We start from the raw sequence: 18,513 nt of genomic DNA, 5'->3' as shown, positions 1-18,513 counted from the left end.
GCTCCCTGCCGGTGCGGGAGGGTCAGTACTTACGGGTGGGGAGCGCGTCCTTGGCCTGGTCCTGCAGGAAGTCGCTCTCCTCGGTCTTGATCCAGCGCTCGACCTTCTCGCCGTCGTGGACCTTCTGCACGACCTCCATCAGCTGGGGGCCGAGCAGCGGGTTGCACTCGACGATCGCGTTGATCTTGCCTTCGGACATCGCGATGAAGCCGTCCTTCACACCGTCGACCGTGACGATGAGGATGTCCTTGCCGGGCTTCTTGCCGGCCGCCTCGATGGCCTGGATGGCACCGAGGCCCATGTCGTCGTTGTGCGCGTAGAGGACGTTGATGTCCGGGTTGGACTGCAGGAAGGCCGCCATGACCTGCTTGCCGCCGGCACGGGTGAAGTCGCCGGTCTGGCTGACGACGATCTCCCAGTCGTCCTTGTGCTCGGCGTCCATGATCTCCTTGAAGCCCTTGGCGCGCTCGATCGCCGGGGCGGCACCGGTGGTGCCCTCCAGCTGGGCGATCTTGACCTTGCCCTTGTGGCCCGCCTTCTCCAGGACCTTCTCCAGGATCTTGGCGGCGCGGCGGCCCTCGTCGGTGAAGTCGGAGCCCACCAGGGTGACGAACAGGGACTCGTCGCTCTCGACGGAGCGGTCGGTCAGGACGACGGGGATCTTCGCGGCCTGGGCCTCCTTGAGGATGGCGTCCCAGCCGGTGACGACCACCGGCGAGAAGGCGATGACGTCGACCTTCTGCGCGATGTAGCTGCGGATCGCGGAGATCTGGTTCTCCTGCTTCTGCTGCGCGTCGGAGAACTTGAGGTTGTAGCCCGCCTCCTTGGCCGCCGACTTCACGGAGTCGGTGTTGGCGCTGCGCCAGCCGCTCTCGGAACCGACCTGGGAGAAGCCGAGGGTGATCTTCTTGCCGCCGCCGGAACCGGAGTTGCCGCCGGAGCCCTCGTCCTCCTTGGCACAGGCCGCCAGGGTGCCCGCCGCCGCCACACCGATCGCCGCGGTCAGGAAGTTCCGTCTGTTGAGCATGTTTCTTCTCCTTTGAAGAGCCGGTCCGAGGACGGACCGTTGGTACTCAGGGGCCGGCCGCACCGCGTCCAACCTGTCGATCATTGTTCGAAATGTCGGCCATACTGAGGGGTGAATGACATTCGTTTGTTCGGGTGCCGCGTCAGCCCGGAGCGGTCCCCGCCAGGGGGACGTACGGGAAGGTGCTGGCGCGGACGACGAGCTGGGGTTCGATGGCGACCCGGGAGACGGAGGAGGCCCGCCCCTCGATGAGGTCCAGCAGGAGCGCGATGCTCCGCTGCCCCACCGTGGCGAAGTCCTGTCGGACGGTGGTGAGCGGCGGGGCGAAGAACTCCGACTCCGGGATGTCGTCGAAGCCGACCACCGCCACGTCCTGGGGGGTCCGTACGCCCGCCTCGCGCAGGGCTCGCAACACCCCCAGCGCCATCTGGTCGTTGGCGACGAAGACGGCGGTCAGACCGCGACCCACCCAGCCGGCCAGTTCCTGGCCCGCCCGGTAGCCCGAGAGCGGACTCCAGTCCCCCCGCAGCGGCTGCGGCGGTTCGACGCCGGCCTCCTCCAGGGTGGCCCGCCAGCCGGCGGTCCGGTCGGCGGCCTCCTGCCAGTACTCGGGTCCGGCGAGGTGCCAGACCTTGCGGTGACCGGCGGCGAGCAGATGGCCGGTGGCCAGCCGCGCGCCCAGGTGCTGGTCGACGTTGACGCTGGGGATCTCCGCGCCGGAGCCGGTGCCCACGGCCACCACCGGGAAGGGGTGGCGCAGTTCGCTGAGGGCGGCGACCGCCGAGCGCTGCGGGGCGAGGGCGATCACTCCCTCCACCCCGCCCTCGCTGAGACGGTCCAGGGCCTCGGACAGCGCCTCCACGGTCAGCTCCCGCAGACTGACCGTCGAGACGAGGTACCCCTCGGCCCGTGCCGCCTCCTCCAGCGCGAACAGGGTGCTGGCCGGACCGTAGAGCGTGGTGTTGGAGGCGACCACGCCCAGGGTCTGGGTGCGCCTGGTCGCCAGGGCCCGAGCGGAGAAGTTGCGGCGGTAGCCCATCTCCTCGATCGCGCGGAGCACCTTGGCCCGGGTCTCGTCCCGCACGTTGGGGTGGTCCCCCAGCACTCGGGAGACGGTCTGGTGGGAGACCCCGGCCTGGCGGGCGACGTCGGCCATGGTGGGCGGTCGCAGCTGCGAGGAAGTCACGGCCGCACCTCCTTGGCGGTCGTCTGCCGATAAGACCCGTCGTGCGGAAGCGCGCTCCCGTGCCGCCGGTTTCATACCGGAATTCCGGAACGCCCGAAGACATCCGGGGGGAAGGCGAGTTGACGCGAGTCCGACACGACGCTCGTACCTCCTTGGATGTTGCCGGGCGATGAATGGTGCGTTGCGGAGGTCATTGTGAGCGCTAACAATTCCTGGCGGTCAAGAGGGCTGCAGCAGAGAAGGCGGTCACGTTTGCGTAACGCGACGGGCGGCACGGGTCACGACGACGGCGACCGGAGGCACTCATCGGCCGCGCAACAGGCTTTTGGCCCGAACATGTTGACGCGAGCCACCTCGCGGCCCCGCGTCGGCCTCGACGTTCGACGCGACCTCCCTGGCAGGGGCCGCGTTCCGGCCCGGCGGCGGGCCCGTCGCGAGCCAAACCCGGCGCCCCCGGCACGGCCGGAACTCGCCGCACGGCGCCCAACCCACCCTGGACGCAACGGACATCACGCCCGCCACCAGGGGCTCTTGGACATCCACGCCCCCGTCAAGGACACCGCTCACATCCGTGCGCCGCGCGCCGCGTTCACTCGCGCCCGAATCACCACGTACCGTTCCCGGGACGCGGGCCGCGCGGGCCGCCTTGGACCGTTGTGTGTTCGACCCATTGACACTCCGACCGGGTCGTCCTTACTGTCGCGACCAGCATTTCGAACGAGCGACGAAATTTCGAACAGACTACAGAGGGCAGGGAGTACCGTGCGCATCACGGGAATCAGCACGCACGTGGTCGGGACGCCGTGGCGAAACCTGACCTACGTCCTCGTGCACACCGACGAGGGTCTCACCGGCGTCGGCGAGACCCGCATGCTGGGCCACACCGACGCGCTGCTCGGCTATCTGCACGAGGCGAAGACCAACCACATTCTCGGCTCCGACCCGTTCGCTGTCGAGGATCTGGTCAAGCGGATGAAGTACGGCGACTACGGGCGCGCCGGCGAGATCGTGATGTCCGGTATCGCCGTCATCGAGATGGCCTGCTGGGACATCAAGGGCAAGGCCCTCGGCGTGCCGGTCTGGCAGCTACTGGGCGGCAAGGTCACCGACAAGGTCAAGGCGTACGCCAACGGCTGGTACACCACCGAGCGCACGCCCGAGGCGTACCACAAGGCGGCGCGCGGGGTGATGGAGCGCGGGTACAAGGCGCTCAAGATCGACCCCTTCGGGACCGGCCACTTCGAGCTGGACCACCAGCAGAGCCTGTACGCCGTCTCGCTGATCGAGGCCGTGCGCGACGCCATCGGGCCGGACGCCGAGCTGATGCTGGAGATGCACGGCCGGTTCTCGCCCTCGACCGCCGTGCGGCTCGCCAAGGACCTGGCGCCCTTCAAGCCCGCGTGGCTGGAGGAGCCGGTGCCGCCGGAGAACCTGAAGGCGCTGGAGAAGGTGGCCGCCAAGGTCGACATGCCGGTGGCCACGGGTGAGCGCATCCACGACCGGATCGAGTTCCGGGAGCTCTTCGAGAGCCAGGCCGTGGACATCATCCAGCCGGACGTCGGCCACATCGGCGGCATCTGGGAGACCCGCAAGCTGGCCGCGACCGCCGAGACCCACTACACGCTGGTCGCGCCGCACAACGTGGGCGGCCCGGTGCTGACGGCGGCCTCCCTCCAGGTCGGCTTCACCTCCCCGAACTTCAAGATCCTTGAGCACTTCAACGACTTCGCGGACGCGGACATCAAGAAGGTCGTCTCGGGCGCCCCGGAGGTCGTGGACGGCTACTTCCACCTCTCCGACAAGCCCGGCCTCGGGGTCGAGCTGGACGTGGACGCGGCGGCGGAGTTCCCGCAGCAGCAGGCCCGCTTCGACCTGTGGGCCGAGGGCTGGGAGCAGCGCAAGCCCAAGGGGACCAAGTGAGTTCCTCCCCCGACGCGGCAGCCGCCGTCGTCATCGAGGCGCCGGGCGAGCACCGTCTCGTCCCGCACGAGGCCAGGCCGCCGGAGGCCGGCGAGGCCCTGGTCCGGGTGCACGCCTCCGGGATCTGCGGCAGCGACCGTGAGGTCTTCCAGGGCAACCGGCCGGAGGGGTACGTCCGCTACCCGCTCACCCCGGGCCACGAGTGGTCCGGCACGGTCGTCGAGGTCGGCGCCGGGGTTCCTTCAACTCTTGTAGGATGCAAGGTAGTTGGCGAGGGTTTCCGCAACTGCCAGGTGTGCGACCGCTGCCACGCGGGCGAGACCACGCTGTGCTCGGCGGGGTACGAGGAGACCGGGTTCACCCAGCCCGGCGCGATGGCCACGACGCTCACCCTGCCCGCCCGTCTGCTGCACGTCCTGCCTGACGACGCGGATCTGACGGCGGCGGCGCTGCTGGAGCCGGCCGCGTGCATCGCGGCCGCCGCGCTCAAGGCGAACGCCGTTCCGGGTGAGCGGGTCGCCGTGGTGGGGACCGGGACGCTCGGGATGTTCGCCGTTCAGTTCTTGAAGGCGGCCTCGCCCGCCGAGCTGCTCGTCGTGGGCACCCGGCCGGACCGCGCGGAGCTGTCGAAGCGCTTCGGCGCCACCGACTTCCGCACCAAGGATCAGGAGTTGCCGGGCGACTTCGACGTGGTCATCGAGACCGCCGGGTCGGCGGACGCGGCGCGCACGGCCGCCGCCCTGCTGCGGCGCGGCGGCCGGCTGGTCCTGACGGGCATCCCGGCGCCGGGCGCCGACGGGCTCGACCCGACGGACCTCGTCGTACGGCAGCTGGAGGTGCACACGGTGTTCGGCGCGGCGCCGGACGCGTGGGCGCACACGGTGCGGGTCTTCGGGGCCGGGCTGCTGGACCCGCTGCCGCTCGTCACGCACGAGCTTCCGCTGGCGGAGTTCTCGCAGGCCATCGAGTTGGTGGGGTCCGGAGACCCGACGGTGGGCAAGGTCCTACTGCGGCCATGACACACCCCTGAGCCGTACGCCGGTACGGGGTCCCTGACGACTGCGTACCGGCGTACACCCAAGTTTTGTGCACCAAGAGCCGCGAACCTCGTCCGAAATACCGAACATGAAGGACAGCTTGTGACCGACACCACCGCTCCGGCCCCGCGCCGACCCGGCGAGCAGGCCCTCGCCGCGCTCGGGCTCGACGCACCCGCCCTCCACCCGTCCGACGCCTCACCGCACACCTTCCCCGGTGGCGGCCGCTGGCGCACCGAGGTGCCCTCCGTGGAGGGGCCGGAGGCGCTCGCCGTGGTCCTCAAGGAGGCGTCGCGGCTCGACGTCCCGATCCACCGGATCAGCCAGGGCAGCGGTGTGTGGATGCTCACCGACGCCGAGATCACCGAGATGGTGGAGGCGACGGCCGAGCGCGACATCGAGCTCTGCCTGTTCACCGGCCCGCGCGGCACCTGGGACATCGGCGGCTCCACCCGCACCGACTCCAAGGGCGGCGGTCTGCGCGCCCGGGGCCACGACGCGGTCGCCGGCTGTGTGGAGGACGCCGTGCGCGCGACCGAGCTGGGCGTGAAGTGCCTGCTCGTCGCCGACGAGGGCGTGTTGTGGACGCTGCACAGGGCGCGGCTGGCGGGGATCCTGCCGGCCGACACGACGTTCAAGGTATCGGCGCTGATCGGACCGGTGAACCCGACCGCGTACGCCGTGTACGAGAACCTCGGCGGCGACTCGATCAACGTGCCGAGCGACCTCACGCTCGACCACCTCACGGAGATCCGGCGGGTGTCCGCCGCCCCCATGGACATGTACATCGAGGCGCCCGACGACCTCGGCGGCTATGTCCGGATGTACGAGGTCGCCGAGCTGATCCGGCGCGGCGCGCCGATCTATCTGAAGTTCGGCCTGTCGAAGGCCCCCGGGATCTACCCCTACGGGCACCACATGCGGGACCTCACACTGTCCACGGCCAAGGAACGCGTACGGCGCGGCCGACTGGCCCTGGATCTGCTCGCACGGCACGGAGCGGACGGCGACATGGCGCCGCTCGGCTCCCGACTGCCGGGCGAACTGAAGCGGTTCGGAACTCCCTCATAACGAACCGGACAACTGTCTTCACAGAAGAAGACGCAGTCACACAGAATCCCCCACGTCTTCTCTGGCAGCTTTCGGCTCATGAAGCGCCGACCTTGCCAGAACGATCCAGGCCTTCAAGACATCAAGGATGATGATCATGCGCACTCGCCGAGCCGCACTCGCCGCCATAGCCTCCGCCGCCTCGCTGGCCCTCACCCTCTCCGCCTGTGGCCAGAGCGGCGAGGGCGGCAGCAAGGAGGAGGGCGGCAGCACCGAGGGCGCCACCATCGGCATCTCGATGCCGACCAAGTCCTCCGAGCGCTGGATCGCCGACGGCGACAACGTGGTCAAGGACCTCAAGTCCAAGGGCTACAAGACCCAGCTGGTCTTCGGCGAGGACGACCCCGCCAAGCAGGTCTCCCAGATCGAGAACATGATCACGCAGGGCGTGAAGGCCCTGATCGTCGCCGCGATCGACAACAAGTCGATGAACAACGTGCTCCAGCAGGCCAAGGACGCCGACATCCCGGTCATCTCCTACGACCGGCTGATCCTCGGCACCGAGAACGTCGACTACTACGCCTCCTTCGACAACGAGAAGGTCGGCGAGCTCCAGGGCGACTACATCGTCTCGAAGCTCGGCCTCAAGGACGGCTCCAAGAAGGGCCCGTTCAACATCGAGCTCTTCGCCGGCTCCAACGACGACAACAACACCCGCTACTTCTTCAACGGCGCGATGAACGTCCTCAAGCCGTACATCGACAAGAAGCAGCTGGTCGTGAAGTCCGGCGAGACCGACATCACCAAGGTCACCACGCTGCGCTGGGACGGCGCCACCGCCCAGCGCCGCATGGACGACATCCTCACCAAGGACTACAAGAGCGGCAAGGTCGACGCCGTCCTCTCGCCGTACGACGGCATCTCCATCGGCATCCTCTCCGCGCTGAAGTCCGACGGCTACGGCTCCAAGGACAAGCCGCTGCCGATCGTCACCGGCCAGGACGCCGAGGTCGCCTCGGTGAAGTCGATCATCGCGGACGAGCAGTCGATGACCGTCTACAAGGACACCCGCGAGCTCGCCAAGGTCGCCTCGAACATGGTCGACGCGCTGCTGAACGACAAGAAGCCCGAGACCAACGACACCGAGACCTACGACAACGGGTCCAAGGTCGTCCCGGCCTACCTGCTTGAGCCGGTCGCCGTCGACAAGACCAACTACCAGAAGGTCGTCGTCGACTCCGGCTACATCAAGGCCGGCGACCTCAAGTAACCGCCGGCACCAACGGATTGGAAGGCACGACCATGGCGGGACCCGTCCTGGAAATGCGCTCGATCGTCAAGACCTTTCCCGGCGTCAAAGCGCTGTCGGACGTCACCCTGACCGTCCGCCAGGGCGAGGTCCACGCCATCTGCGGTGAGAACGGCGCCGGAAAGTCCACCTTGATGAAGGTGCTCTCCGGCGTCCATCCGCACGGCAGCTACGAGGGCGAGATCCTCTTCGAGGGAGAGGTCTGCGAGTTCAAGGACATCCGCGCGAGCGAGCAGCGCGGCATCGTCATCATCCACCAGGAGCTGGCGCTGTCGCCGTACCTCTCCCTGGCGGAGAACATCTTCCTCGGCAACGAGCACGCCAAGGGCGGGTTCATCGACTGGCGGGAGACCCTGCGGCACGCGAGCCAACTGCTGCGCAGGGTCGGTCTCGACGACCACCCGGAGACCCGGGTCGCCGACATCGGTGTGGGAAAGCAGCAGCTGGTGGAGATCGCCAAGGCGCTGTCCAAGAAGGTGAAACTGCTCATCCTGGACGAGCCGACCGCCGCCCTGAACGACGAGGACAGCGGCAAACTCCTCGACCTCATCCTGGAGTTGAAGAAGCAGGGCATCACCTCGATCATCATCTCCCACAAGCTCAACGAGATCCGCAAGGTCGCCGACTCGGTGACGATCATCCGCGACGGGAAGTCGATCGAGACCCTCGACGTCAAGGCCGAGGAGACCACCGAGGACCGGATCATCAGCGGCATGGTGGGCCGCGACCTCGACAACCGCTTCCCCGAGCGCACCCCGCACGAGCCGGAGGTGGGCGCGGCACCCGCCCTGGAGATCCGCGACTGGACCGTGCTCCACCCCATCGACCAGCAGCGCAAGGTCGTCGACGATGTGTCGATCAGCGTGCGGCGCGGGGAGATCGTCGGGATCGCGGGCCTCATGGGCGCCGGTCGCACGGAGCTCGCGATGAGCGTCTTCGGCCGGACCTACGGCCGCTACGCGGGCGGCACGGTCCTCAAGGACGGCACCGAGATCCGTACGAAGTCGGTCGCCGAGGCGGTCAAGCACGGCATCGCGTACGTGACCGAGGACCGCAAGCACTACGGCCTCAACCTGATCGACACGATCAACCGGAACATCTCGCTGACCGCCCTGAACAAGGTCGCCAAGCGGGGCGTCGTCGACGAGCACGAGGAACGCCAGGTCGCCGAGCGCTACCGCAAGACCATGAACATCAAGGCCCCGACGGTGTTCGAGCCGGTGGGCAAGCTGTCCGGCGGCAACCAGCAGAAGGTCGTCCTCAGCAAGTGGATCTTCGCCGGTCCGGACGTGCTGATCCTGGACGAGCCGACGCGTGGCATCGACGTCGGCGCCAAGTACGAGATCTACACGGTGATCGACAAGCTGGCCGCCGAGGGCAAGGCGGTCGTCTTCATCTCCTCCGAGCTGCCGGAGCTCCTCGGGATGTGCGACCGCATCTACACGATGGCCGCGGGGCGGCTGACAGGCGAGTTCTCGCGTGCCGAGGCCACGCAGGAATCGCTGATGCGCCAGATGACGAAGGACAAAGAGGTAACCCGATGAGCACGGATGTGACCGCCAAGAGCCCGGCCCCGGCGCCGCCGGGCGGCACCGGATCGGCCACGGGCGGCGGCCTGTTGCAGCTGATGCTGGACGGTATGCGCCGCAACATGCGGCAGTACGGCATGCTGATCGCCCTCGGCCTGATCGTCGCCTTCTTCGCGATCCTGACCGACGGCGACCTGCTGCTGCCGCGCAACGTCTCCAACCTGGTCCTGCAGAACAGCTACATCCTGATCCTCGCGATCGGCATGATGCTGGTGATCGTCGCGGGCCACATCGACCTGTCGGTCGGTTCGCTCACGGCCTTCGTGGGCGCCTTCGCGGCGGTGCTGACGGTGCAGCACGACATACCGTGGCCGCTCGCCGTGGTGCTCTGTCTGATGGCGGGCGCGGCCGCGGGCGCGGCACAAGGGTTCTTCATCGCGTATCTCGGCATACCGTCGTTCATCGTGACCCTCGCCGGCATGCTCGTCTTCCGCGGTGTCACAGAGATCCTGCTGGAGGGCCAGACCCTTGGCCCGTTCCCCGACGGCCTGCAGAAGATGGGCAACGGCTTCCTGCCCGAGGCCGGTCCCGCGACCAACTACCACAACATCACCCTGCTGCTGGGCTTCACTCTGATCGCCTTCGTGGTCATCCAGGAGGTGCGTGACCGCAAGCGCCAGCAGGAGTTCGCCCTCGACGTGACGCCGCGCAACATCTTCCTGCTCAAGCTGGTCGCCATCTCGGCCGCGCTGCTCACCGTCACCATGCTGCTGGCCAGCTACAAGGGCGCGCCGATCATCCTGCTGGTGCTGGGCGCGCTGGTCGTCGGCTACGGCTACCTGATGCGCAACGCGGTCTTCGGCCGGCACATCTACGCGATCGGCGGCAACCTGCCGGCCGCGAAGCTCTCCGGTGTGAAGGACAGGAAGGTCACGTTCCTGGTCTTCGTCAACATGGGCGTGCTCGCGGCCCTGGCCGGTCTGGCGATCGCCGCCCGGCTCAACGCGGCCTCGCCGAAGGCGGGTCTGAGCTACGAGCTGGAAGCCATCGCCTCGGCGTTCATCGGCGGCGCGTCCATGAGCGGTGGTGTCGGCACCGTCCTCGGCGCGATCATCGGTGGTCTCGTCCTCGGCGTGCTGAACAACGGTATGAACCTTCTCAGCGTCGGCACCGACTGGCAGCAGGTCATCAAGGGCCTGGCCCTGCTGGCGGCCGTCGGCTTCGACGTGTGGAACAAGCGCAAGAGCGGTTCCTGACACACCGGAAGGGGGGCCTCGCCGAAAGGCGGGGCCCCTTTTTTCGTGACCATGGAAGAAGAACAGGGAAGTGGGGCGTCACCCGTGAAGGAAGTCTTCGGCAAGCTCGCCGACGGGACCGAGATCCACCGCTGGTCGCTGGAGAACGGCGGCACGAGGCTGAAGGTCCTGTCGTACGGCGGGATCGTGCAGTCGTTGGAGGTCCCGGACGCCGAGGGCCGGTACGCGAACGTCTCCCTCGGGTTCGGCACCGTCGAGGAGTACGTCGCCGACTCCCCGTACTTCGGAGCGCTGATCGGCCGGTACGGCAACCGTCTCGGCGAGGGTCGCTTCACGCTGGACGGCACGACGTACGAGCTGTCCGTCAACGACGGCGCCAACAGCCTGCACGGGGGCGCGGGGGGCTTCGACAAGGTCGTGTGGGAGGTCGAGCCGTTCGAGCGGGACTCGGAGGTCGGGCTGTACCTGACCCACACGAGCGCCGACGGGGACATGGGCTACCCGGGCACGCTCGACGTGAGGGTGACGTACACGCTCACCGCGCGGGGCGAGTGGCGTATCGACTACGAGGCCAGCACCGACCGGGCCACGGTCGTCAACCTCACCCACCACGTGTACTGGAACCTCGCGGGCGAGGGCAGCGGCTCGGTCGGCGACCACCGGCTGACCATCGCCGCCGGTCGCTACACCCCCGTCGACCCCGGTCTGATCCCCCTCGGTGAGCCGGCCGGGGTCGCGGGCACCCCCTTCGACTTCCGCACGGGCAAGACGATCGCCGAGGACCTCCGCGCGGCCGACCCCCAGCTGCTGTACGCCAAGGGCTTCGACCACAACTGGGTGCTCGACAAGGGAGTCACGGCGGAGCCGGAGTGGGCCGCCACCCTCACCGACCCGGCGTCCGGCCGCACCCTGACGGTCTCCACGACCGAGCCGGGGCTGCAGTTCTACTCCGGGAACTTCCTCGACGGCACGCTCGTCGGACCCTCCGGGAGGATCTACCGGCAAGGGGACGCACTGTGCCTGGAGACCCAGCACTTCCCCGACTCGCCGAACAAGCCCTCGTACCCGTCGACCGTGCTGCGGCCCGGGGAGACCTACCGGTCGACGACCGTGCACGCGTTTTCGTGACGCGAACATGACGCAGAATCTTCGGTAAGATCTTCACAGCGCGCTCACAATTTCCCACGGGACTCTCAGTGGTTGAACAGCGCCACCCCAGCACGCGTATGTAGGGGCGGCCCGTGCTCCCCCGCGCGGGCCGCCCTTAGTCGTCGGGCCCGGTCGTCCCCAACGGGTCCGCCCCCTACGGAGGTTCCATGGCCGACAACGTCACCTCGTTGTTCCGCAGCACTGCGGCGCACAGCCCCTCGATGGCTGCGCTGACACGTGAGGGCGGCGACGGGGTGGGTCCGGTGGACTTCTGTATCCCCTGCAACCCCTACTTCCCCACCCCGGCCATGTTCGACGACATGGCCGGCAAGCTGCGTGACATCATCACGTACTACCCGAGCAGCGCCGACACCATCACGGCCGAACTGTGCAACCTGCTCCAACTGCCGCCGCAGTGCGTGGCGATGGGCAACGGCTCGACCGAACTCATCACCTGGATCGACCACCTGCTCGTCCGGGAGTCCCTCGCCGTCCCCGTCCCCACCTTCGGCCGCTGGACCGACCAGCCCATGGAGACCGGCAAGCGGGTCGACATGTTCCCGCTCCAGGAGTCCAGCGGTTTCGCCCTCGACCTCGCGCAGTACGCCGAGTTCATCCGGGCCCGCGGCACCAGGGTCGCCGTCATCTGCAACCCCAACAACCCCGACGGCGGCTTCCTCCACCGGCACGCGCTCGTGCAGTTCATGGACGCGATGGCCGACCTGGACCTGATCGTCATCGACGAGTCCTTCCTGGAGTTCGCCGACGCCGAGTCCGAGCCGTCCACGGTCCAGGACGCGGTCATGCGGCCCAACGTGGTCGTGCTGCGCAGCCTCGGCAAGAACTTCGGCCTGCACGGCATCCGCTTCGGCTACCTGGTCGCCAACCCGGCGCTCGCCGGGAAGATCCGCTCGATGCTGCCGAAGTGGAACCTCAACGCCTTCGCCGAGCACGTGGTGTTCATGCTGAAGAACCACGGCGCCGAATACATGGAGAGCCTGCACCAGGTCCGCCGGGACCGGCTGGACATGGCCCGCCAGCTCTCCGCCCTCCCCGGGCTGACGGTCTACCCGTCGCAGGGGAACTTCCTCTTCGTGCGTCTGCCCGTGGGCGCCGAGGGCACCGTGGTCCGCGACCGGCTGCTCACCGAGCACCGGATCCTGGTCCGCGAGTGCGGCAACAAGGTCGGCTCGTCCAGTCGCTTCCTGCGACTCGTGGTCCGGCCCCAGGTCGACGTGCGTCGCCTGGTGTCCGGCCTGGAGTCGGTTCTCTACGGGTCCAGGAGGGGAGCCGCCGTACCTGAGCTGAGCACCGGGACCAGCTACAGCTCGGGTACGGCGGCCGTGGACCGGCTGATGGGCGAGACCAGCGGGACCGGCATGCAGAACCTCGCCGCGCAGGCGATGAGCATGCCGACCCCGGCCCCCGCGTCCTCCATGCAGTTCGCGTCCCCGGCGCCCGCACCCGCACCCGCGCCGGCGCCGGCCCCGATGCCCGCCGCCGCCTCCCCGCAGTTCCCGTCCCCGGCACCCGCCCCCATGCAGTTCCCGGCCCCGGCCCCGGTGCCCGCGCCGGCTCCCATGCCGACGCCGGTGCCCATGCAGGCCCCGATGCCCGCCGCACCGGGGGCCGCCATGCCGGCCCCCGGGCTCCAGCCCGTCGCCCAGACCGGTATGCCGGGTCTCGCGACCGGCGCTCAGGGCCGCCGCGCCATGGGCGCGGCCCAGGGCCTCACCGCCGCCCAGGTACGCGGCCGCACCCAGCCGGAGCCCCTGGAGGAGCCGCAGGGGTGGCCGACGGCGGGAGCGGTGTACAACCAGGTGGGGTGAGGCTCGGCCCTCCCGGACGGACCGATCGATCGATCGCACCGGCAGACGCCCCCGACAGGCCCCGCACGGGCTCCTGTCGGGGGCGTCTGCCGGTCTACCGCCCCGCCGGGTGAGTGAACGGCGGGACCGCCGATTCCGTACTTCCTGTCGCCGGTGGGTCATCTCGGGCAGTTCGCCGCTCTCCGTCACACCGTCGGAATCAAAACGCAACGCCCACGGGCCCGTACGCACCGGCACACACCATACGATCAAGCCCGATCACAACTCCTGTACTCGCAAGTCTGCTGTACTCGCGCGTCTCCTGTACTCGCGCGTCTCGGACACGGCTGGAAGCCGGACGGAAGCTGGAAGTGGGTGGACCGTGCGCCACAACGCCCGGACGATCGTGGCGGTCACGGCCGCACTGGGACTCGCAGCCGGACTGTCCGGCTGCGGCGGCGACGCGGACGCGGAGTCGGGGACGGTGTCCCTGACGGTCGTCGCGACCAACTACGGCGACAGCGTCCGCAAGAACTCCGAGGGCTACTGGGACCGGGTGGCACTCGCATTCGGCGCCGAGCACCCGGGCATCGAGGTGAACGTCCAGGTCCACGACCCGGACGTGGTCGACGAGAAGGTCGCGGAACTCGTCGAGCGGGGCGAGGCACCGGACATCGTGCAGACGGACAGCTACTCCGAGTACGCCGCGCGCGACCTCCTCTACAGCGCCGACGAGGTGCTGTCGGTCCCGGTCCAGGCGTCCTTCGTACGGAGCCTTGCGAACGCCGGGGAGATGGACCGCGCCCAGTACGGCATGCCCTTCACCGCGAGCACCCGGCTGCTCTACTACAACAAGGACCTGTTCGCGGCGGCGGGCCTGGAGCCGCCGACGACGTGGGACGAACTCGTCGCCGACACACGGGTGTTGAAGGCGCGGGGCGTGAAGTACCCGATCGCCGTGCCGCTCGGCCCGGAGGAGGCGGAGGCCGAGACGCTGACGTGGCTGCTGGCCGGCGAGGGCGGCTACACCGACTCCACCAACCGCTACGACATCGCGTCCGCCGCCAATGTGGCGACGCTGACCTGGCTGAAGGAGAACCTGATCGGCGAGGGCCTCACCGGACCGGTCCCGCCCGGCGAGCTGAACCGGTCCGAGGCGGTCGACGCGTTCCTCACCGGTGAGGCGGCCATGGTCAACGCGCCGCTGTCGCTGATCCGCCAGATCGACGACTCCTCCGACTCCGTGCCCTACGGCGCCGTACCACTGCCGAGCCGCGACGGCGACAGCACGCCGACGATGGGCACCGCGGACTGGGTCGTCGCCTTCCGCAACGACGACCACCGGGCCGCCATCGGCGAGTTCCTCGACTTCCTCTACTCCGACAAGTACGTGACCGAGCAGGCCGCCCAGTACGAACTGCTGCCCGTCACCACGTCCGCCGCCGACGCGATGCGCTCCGACAAGGCCCACAAGCCCCTGTGGAACGGCCTGGACACCCTGCAGAACCTCCGCCTCTACCCCGTCGCCGAGACCAACTGGTCCGAGGTGGTCACGGAGATCCGCCGCCGCATCGGCAAGGCGGTGACCCCGGACGGGAACCCCCAAGAGGTGCTGGAGTCGATCGCGAAGACGGCGCGGTAGGAGGGCCGGTACGGCACTGGCGGTTGTCCTGGCGCGGAGAGGCGCCTCGGAGCCGTGGCACAGTGCGGAGAGCGCGGGGAAGCTGGCGATCCGCGTGCGCGTTGCACTGTCGCATGAGCCTGCGATTCTCGCTGATGGGTCCGGTACGAGCATGGCGCGACGAGGAGGAGATCGAGCTGGGACCGCGCCAACAGCGTTCGGTGCTCGCGGCGTTGCTGCTGAACAACGGCGTCCGGCTGAGCAACGACCAGCTGATCGGCATGGTCTGGGACGACCCGACACCGAGCGCGGTCATGGCGTTGCGGACGTACGTGTACAAGATCCGCAAGGCGCTTCCGGAGTTGGACCTGAGGACCAGGGACGGCGGGTACACGGCCCGCGCGGAGATCGTCGACGGCTGCGACGGCGAACCCCTGGAGGGCCTGCGGAGTGCCTACTTCGACGCGCAGCGGGTGCGGCTCGGCGACCACCGGCTCAAAGCGCGTGAGGACTGCCTGGAACGCGAGTTCGACGTGCTTCAGCTACAGGCTCATGTCTCCGCCTTCCCCCTCAGGGAGCGTCCCCGCGCCCTCCTGATGCGCGCGCTCTACCTGGAGGGCAGGCAGGGCGAGGCACTCGACCACTTCCACCGGGCACGCGCTCTCCTCCGCGAGGAGCTCGGTCTCGAACCGGGTCCTGAGCTGCGCACGGTCCACGCGCAGATCCTCAGCGGCGACCTCACCCCGCCGCACAGGCCGGAGCAGCTTCCGCCGGACCTGATCGACTTCACCGGCCGCGCCGAGGAGATCGCGCAGGCACTGCGGACGCTGCCGGGCACCGTGGGCATCACCGGTATGCGGGGCAGCGGCAGGACCGTGCTGGCCACCCGGATCGGCCATCTCGTGAAGGGCCGCTTCCCGGACGGGCAGATCTTCGTCAGGGGCGGGGACGTCGCCGGTGAGCTGTTGCGGGCGGTCGGTGTGGAGCACCCCGTCGGCGACAAGGCCACGCTGTGGCGGGAGAAGGCGCGCGGCAAGCGGTTCCTCGTCGTGGTCGACGACGTCCGGGACGCGGCTTCCGTGCGCGATCTGGCCACGCCCGGCTCGGCGATGATCCTCACGAGCGTCCGCCGGCTGCACGAACTGCCTGGGGTGAGCTGGGTGCAGATCGCCGGGCTGAGCGGGCAGGAGGCGCGGGAGTTCTTCCGCAGGACCATCGGACCGGCGCGCGCGGACGCGGAACCCGAGCACGTCGAGGTACTGCTGGAACATCTCTCGCGGCTGCCGGCCCCGATCAGGGTGGTCGGCGGCAGGCTAGGCTCGCGCCCCCACTGGACGGTCGAGATGTTTCTGCTGCAGATGCGGCGGGAGGGCAAGTCCGCCGACGCGCTACCGTCCGACTGCACCGCGATGCTGGCCCCGATGATCGCGGCCGATCAGGATCTCACCGATCCCGAACGGCACCTGCTCAGCTGTTTCGCGCGCCAGGACACCGAGGTGATCGACTGCCACGAGGCGGCACGGATGTCCGGGTCCGACCCCGGTGAGATCGAGCGGGTGCTGGAGTCGCTCGCGGGGGTCCACCTCATCGAGCCGTTCGTGCTCGGCCGCTACCGGTTGCCGCGGTTCGTGCGCTTCTACTTCGCGTACTTCGCGCTGAGTACACCGGCGCCGGTCGGCTGAGGGGCGAGTGAGGGGCGAGGCGAGGCGCAGCACGTCGAGACCGGGCCGCTTCCTTCCGCACGCCCTGACCAGTCGGTATATACGGAATTTATGCGCCGACGATCCTGCGGGGCCACGTTTGCAGACATGTCAACCAAGGAATTTCAGGGCAAGAAGGCACTCGTCACCGGCGCCACCTCGGGCATCGGCCGCGCGATCGCGGTCAAGCTCGCGGAGGCGGGTGCCACCGTCTATGTGACCGGGCGCAGAGCTGAACTCGGCAAGGAGACCGTCGAGCTGATCGAGCAGGCGGGCGGCACGGGCCACTTCCTCGTCGCGGACGTCGCGAACCTCGACGAGGTCCGCAGGCTCGCCGCGGAGGTCGGCGAGGTGGACGTGCTCGTGAACAACGCGGGCATCTTCCCGTCCTCGCCGACCCCCGAGCAGTCGCTCCACGACTACGAGCAGATATTCGACGTCAACGTCCGCGCGACCTACTTCCTGACGGCCGCGCTCGTGCCGGCCATGGTGGCGAGGAAGAAGGGTGCGATCGTCAACGTGTCGTCGATCGCCGGGCAGATCGGCACCGCCGTGGGCTCCGTGTACAACGCCTCCAAGGCCGCGATGGACGCACTGACCCGATCGTGGGCCGTCGAGTTCGGTGCGGCGGGCGTACGCGTCAACTCCGTGGCACCCGGTCCGATCCGTACCGACATGGCCGTCGACACGGTGGGCGAGATGTTCGAGGCGTTCAGCCAGAGCACGCCGCTCACCCGGGCCGGCGAGCCCGAGGAGATCGCCGAGGCGGTGGCGTTCCTGGCCTCCGACAGGGCCGCCTACATCACCGGTGCGGTGCTCCTCGCCGACGGCGGCTACATCGCGACCTGAGGCGTCGACCAGGCCGCCACCCTGGCCGTCGGCGCCGCCACCACGCCTGAAGCCCCCACCAGCGCGGCGGCCACGGGGAACACCACCCCCGTGGCCGCCGCGGCCGTCTGCACCCTCACGAAGGAGATGACCGAAGGCCCCCTCTACTGATCGACAGACGGAAACCGATCAACCGAGGCCGGGCGAATTCGATCACCATCCGATCGAATTCATACGGTTGCGACCAGGCGCGATGTCCTCTCGATCCGCTGGGTACTCATCGGGCGAGCACGGCTAGCGTGGGCGATGTGCGGCAGTTCGCCTTTGACTCCCGGCGCCCCGTGCCCGTACCCATCGACACCCATCGAGAGGAGGCGGCCGTGATGCCGGGCGGGGAGAGAAGCGGCGGAGCCCTCACGACCGGCGGAGCGGGCGGCGAGGCCCCCGCCCTTCCTCGCGCGACGCTGCTACTGAAACGCCACTTCACCGGAGAGAACCTGCCCCAGGTGCGGGCCCAGGTCGAGGACACGGCCGCGGCGGCGGGCCTGGGCGGCGTACGGCTCGGTGAGTTCACGCTCGCGGTCAGCGAGATCGCGGCCAACGCGGTCGAGCACGCCGGCGGTCAAGGCCGCCTCGAACTGCGCCTGCTCCCGCACGAGTTGGAGTGCCGCATCACCGACGACGGCCCCGGCTTCACCCCCGCCATCCCGGAACTCCCCGGCCTCACCGGCACCTGCCCCGGCCGCGGCCTCTGGCTCGCCCACCTGGTCACCGACCGCCTGACGGTGACGACGGACAGGGCGGGGGCGGAGGCGGGCACGGGCACGGGCACGGAAGTGACGCTGGCGATGCGGTTGGGGTAGAGCAACGATCCCGATGCCGAGCTAGGATCCAGAACTTTCCCCGAACACACTCGGGAACTGCGGCACCAGTCGTCCGCCCACCTGGTCTCCCTCGGCGCTGGCAAGCCGTTCGCAGCGGCCTCCGCGATGCTGGAGAGACTGCCATGGAACCGTGGCGAGTTGGCCGCGTCTGCCCCAACTCGGTTCGCCTGAGCGTCAGTTCGCCCGGCCGGTCGGCATCGCCGTCCAGG

At 69.0% G+C, this 18,513-nt stretch carries 15 protein-coding genes; 12 read left to right on the top strand and 3 right to left on the bottom strand.

Translation table 11 applies throughout. From position 1 onward, the window contains the following. Positions 1-22: 22 nt before the first annotated feature. On the bottom strand, positions 23-1,027 hold the full coding sequence (locus P8T65_RS32610; RefSeq protein ID WP_184894604.1) for an ABC transporter substrate-binding protein: 1,005 nt from the start codon (positions 1,025-1,027) through the stop codon (positions 23-25). A gap of 142 nt (positions 1,028-1,169) precedes the next feature. Continuing rightward, positions 1,170-2,213 (bottom strand): LacI family DNA-binding transcriptional regulator, encoded by a 1,044-nt coding sequence (locus P8T65_RS32605; RefSeq protein ID WP_230211938.1) that lies wholly within the window; start codon positions 2,211-2,213, stop codon positions 1,170-1,172. A 762-nt stretch (positions 2,214-2,975) separates the two neighbouring features. On the opposite strand from P8T65_RS32605, the gene P8T65_RS32600 reads away from it, so the two are divergent. The 11 genes from P8T65_RS32600 to P8T65_RS32550 all read left to right on the top strand — a co-directional run bounded on the left by P8T65_RS32600 (position 2,976) and on the right by P8T65_RS32550 (position 17,441). After that, the gene (locus P8T65_RS32600) at positions 2,976-4,133 is read left to right on the top strand and encodes a mandelate racemase/muconate lactonizing enzyme family protein (protein WP_184894600.1); all 1,158 of its coding nucleotides are present in this window, start codon (positions 2,976-2,978) and stop codon (positions 4,131-4,133) included. Then, entirely contained in the window at positions 4,130-5,152 is a 1,023-nt protein-coding gene (locus P8T65_RS32595; protein WP_316728772.1) for an alcohol dehydrogenase catalytic domain-containing protein, read from the top strand. The genes P8T65_RS32600 and P8T65_RS32595 overlap by 4 nt, the downstream gene beginning before the upstream one ends. A 120-nt stretch (positions 5,153-5,272) precedes the next feature. Continuing rightward, positions 5,273-6,241 (top strand): hypothetical protein, encoded by a 969-nt coding sequence (locus P8T65_RS32590; protein ID WP_316728771.1) that lies wholly within the window; start codon positions 5,273-5,275, stop codon positions 6,239-6,241. Positions 6,242-6,377: 136 nt separating this feature from the next. Beyond that, positions 6,378-7,490, top strand: a complete 1,113-nt coding sequence (gene chvE, locus P8T65_RS32585; RefSeq protein WP_316728770.1) for a multiple monosaccharide ABC transporter substrate-binding protein — start codon at positions 6,378-6,380, stop codon at positions 7,488-7,490. A gap of 32 nt (positions 7,491-7,522) precedes the next feature. Beyond that, complete coding sequence (mmsA, locus tag P8T65_RS32580) at positions 7,523-9,073, top strand: multiple monosaccharide ABC transporter ATP-binding protein (RefSeq protein ID WP_230211934.1); 1,551 nt, start codon at positions 7,523-7,525, stop codon at positions 9,071-9,073. Beyond that, positions 9,070-10,314: a multiple monosaccharide ABC transporter permease gene (gene mmsB, locus P8T65_RS32575; RefSeq protein ID WP_316728769.1), complete on the top strand. Its 1,245-nt coding sequence runs from the start codon at positions 9,070-9,072 to the stop codon at positions 10,312-10,314. The genes mmsA and mmsB overlap by 4 nt, the downstream gene beginning before the upstream one ends. A gap of 51 nt (positions 10,315-10,365) precedes the next feature. After that, positions 10,366-11,442, top strand: coding sequence for an aldose epimerase family protein (locus P8T65_RS32570; RefSeq protein ID WP_316731806.1), 1,077 nt, complete (start codon positions 10,366-10,368; stop codon positions 11,440-11,442). Between the two features lie 188 nt (positions 11,443-11,630). Next, the gene (locus P8T65_RS32565) at positions 11,631-13,292 is read left to right on the top strand and encodes a histidinol-phosphate transaminase (RefSeq protein ID WP_316728768.1); all 1,662 of its coding nucleotides are present in this window, start codon (positions 11,631-11,633) and stop codon (positions 13,290-13,292) included. Positions 13,293-13,653: 361 nt separating this feature from the next. Then, positions 13,654-14,913, top strand: a complete 1,260-nt coding sequence (locus tag P8T65_RS32560; protein WP_316728767.1) for an extracellular solute-binding protein — start codon at positions 13,654-13,656, stop codon at positions 14,911-14,913. Between the two features lie 113 nt (positions 14,914-15,026). Next, on the top strand, positions 15,027-16,574 hold the full coding sequence (locus P8T65_RS32555) for a BTAD domain-containing putative transcriptional regulator (RefSeq protein WP_316728766.1): 1,548 nt from the start codon (positions 15,027-15,029) through the stop codon (positions 16,572-16,574). 126 nt (positions 16,575-16,700) lie between these two features. Beyond that, complete coding sequence (locus tag P8T65_RS32550; protein WP_316728765.1) at positions 16,701-17,441, top strand: SDR family oxidoreductase; 741 nt, start codon at positions 16,701-16,703, stop codon at positions 17,439-17,441. Here the strand turns inward: P8T65_RS32550 and P8T65_RS32545 are convergent. Continuing rightward, the gene (locus P8T65_RS32545; RefSeq protein WP_316728763.1) at positions 17,426-17,560 is read right to left on the bottom strand and encodes a hypothetical protein; all 135 of its coding nucleotides are present in this window, start codon (positions 17,558-17,560) and stop codon (positions 17,426-17,428) included. The genes P8T65_RS32550 and P8T65_RS32545 overlap by 16 nt on opposite strands. 201 nt (positions 17,561-17,761) lie before the next feature. Here P8T65_RS32545 and P8T65_RS32540 point away from each other — a divergent pair, with 201 nt between their 5' ends. Then, a complete protein-coding gene (locus P8T65_RS32540; protein ID WP_316728762.1) occupies positions 17,762-18,283 on the top strand; it encodes an ATP-binding protein in 522 nt (173 codons plus the stop codon). Positions 18,284-18,513 lie beyond the last annotated feature (230 nt).

The sequence above is a fragment of the Streptomyces sp. 11x1 genome (assembly GCF_032598905.1).
GTDB lineage: Bacteria > Actinomycetota > Actinomycetes > Streptomycetales > Streptomycetaceae > Streptomyces.
Note: the sequence above shows the minus strand (reverse complement) of the source record. Positions and strands in the feature narration are given on the sequence as shown.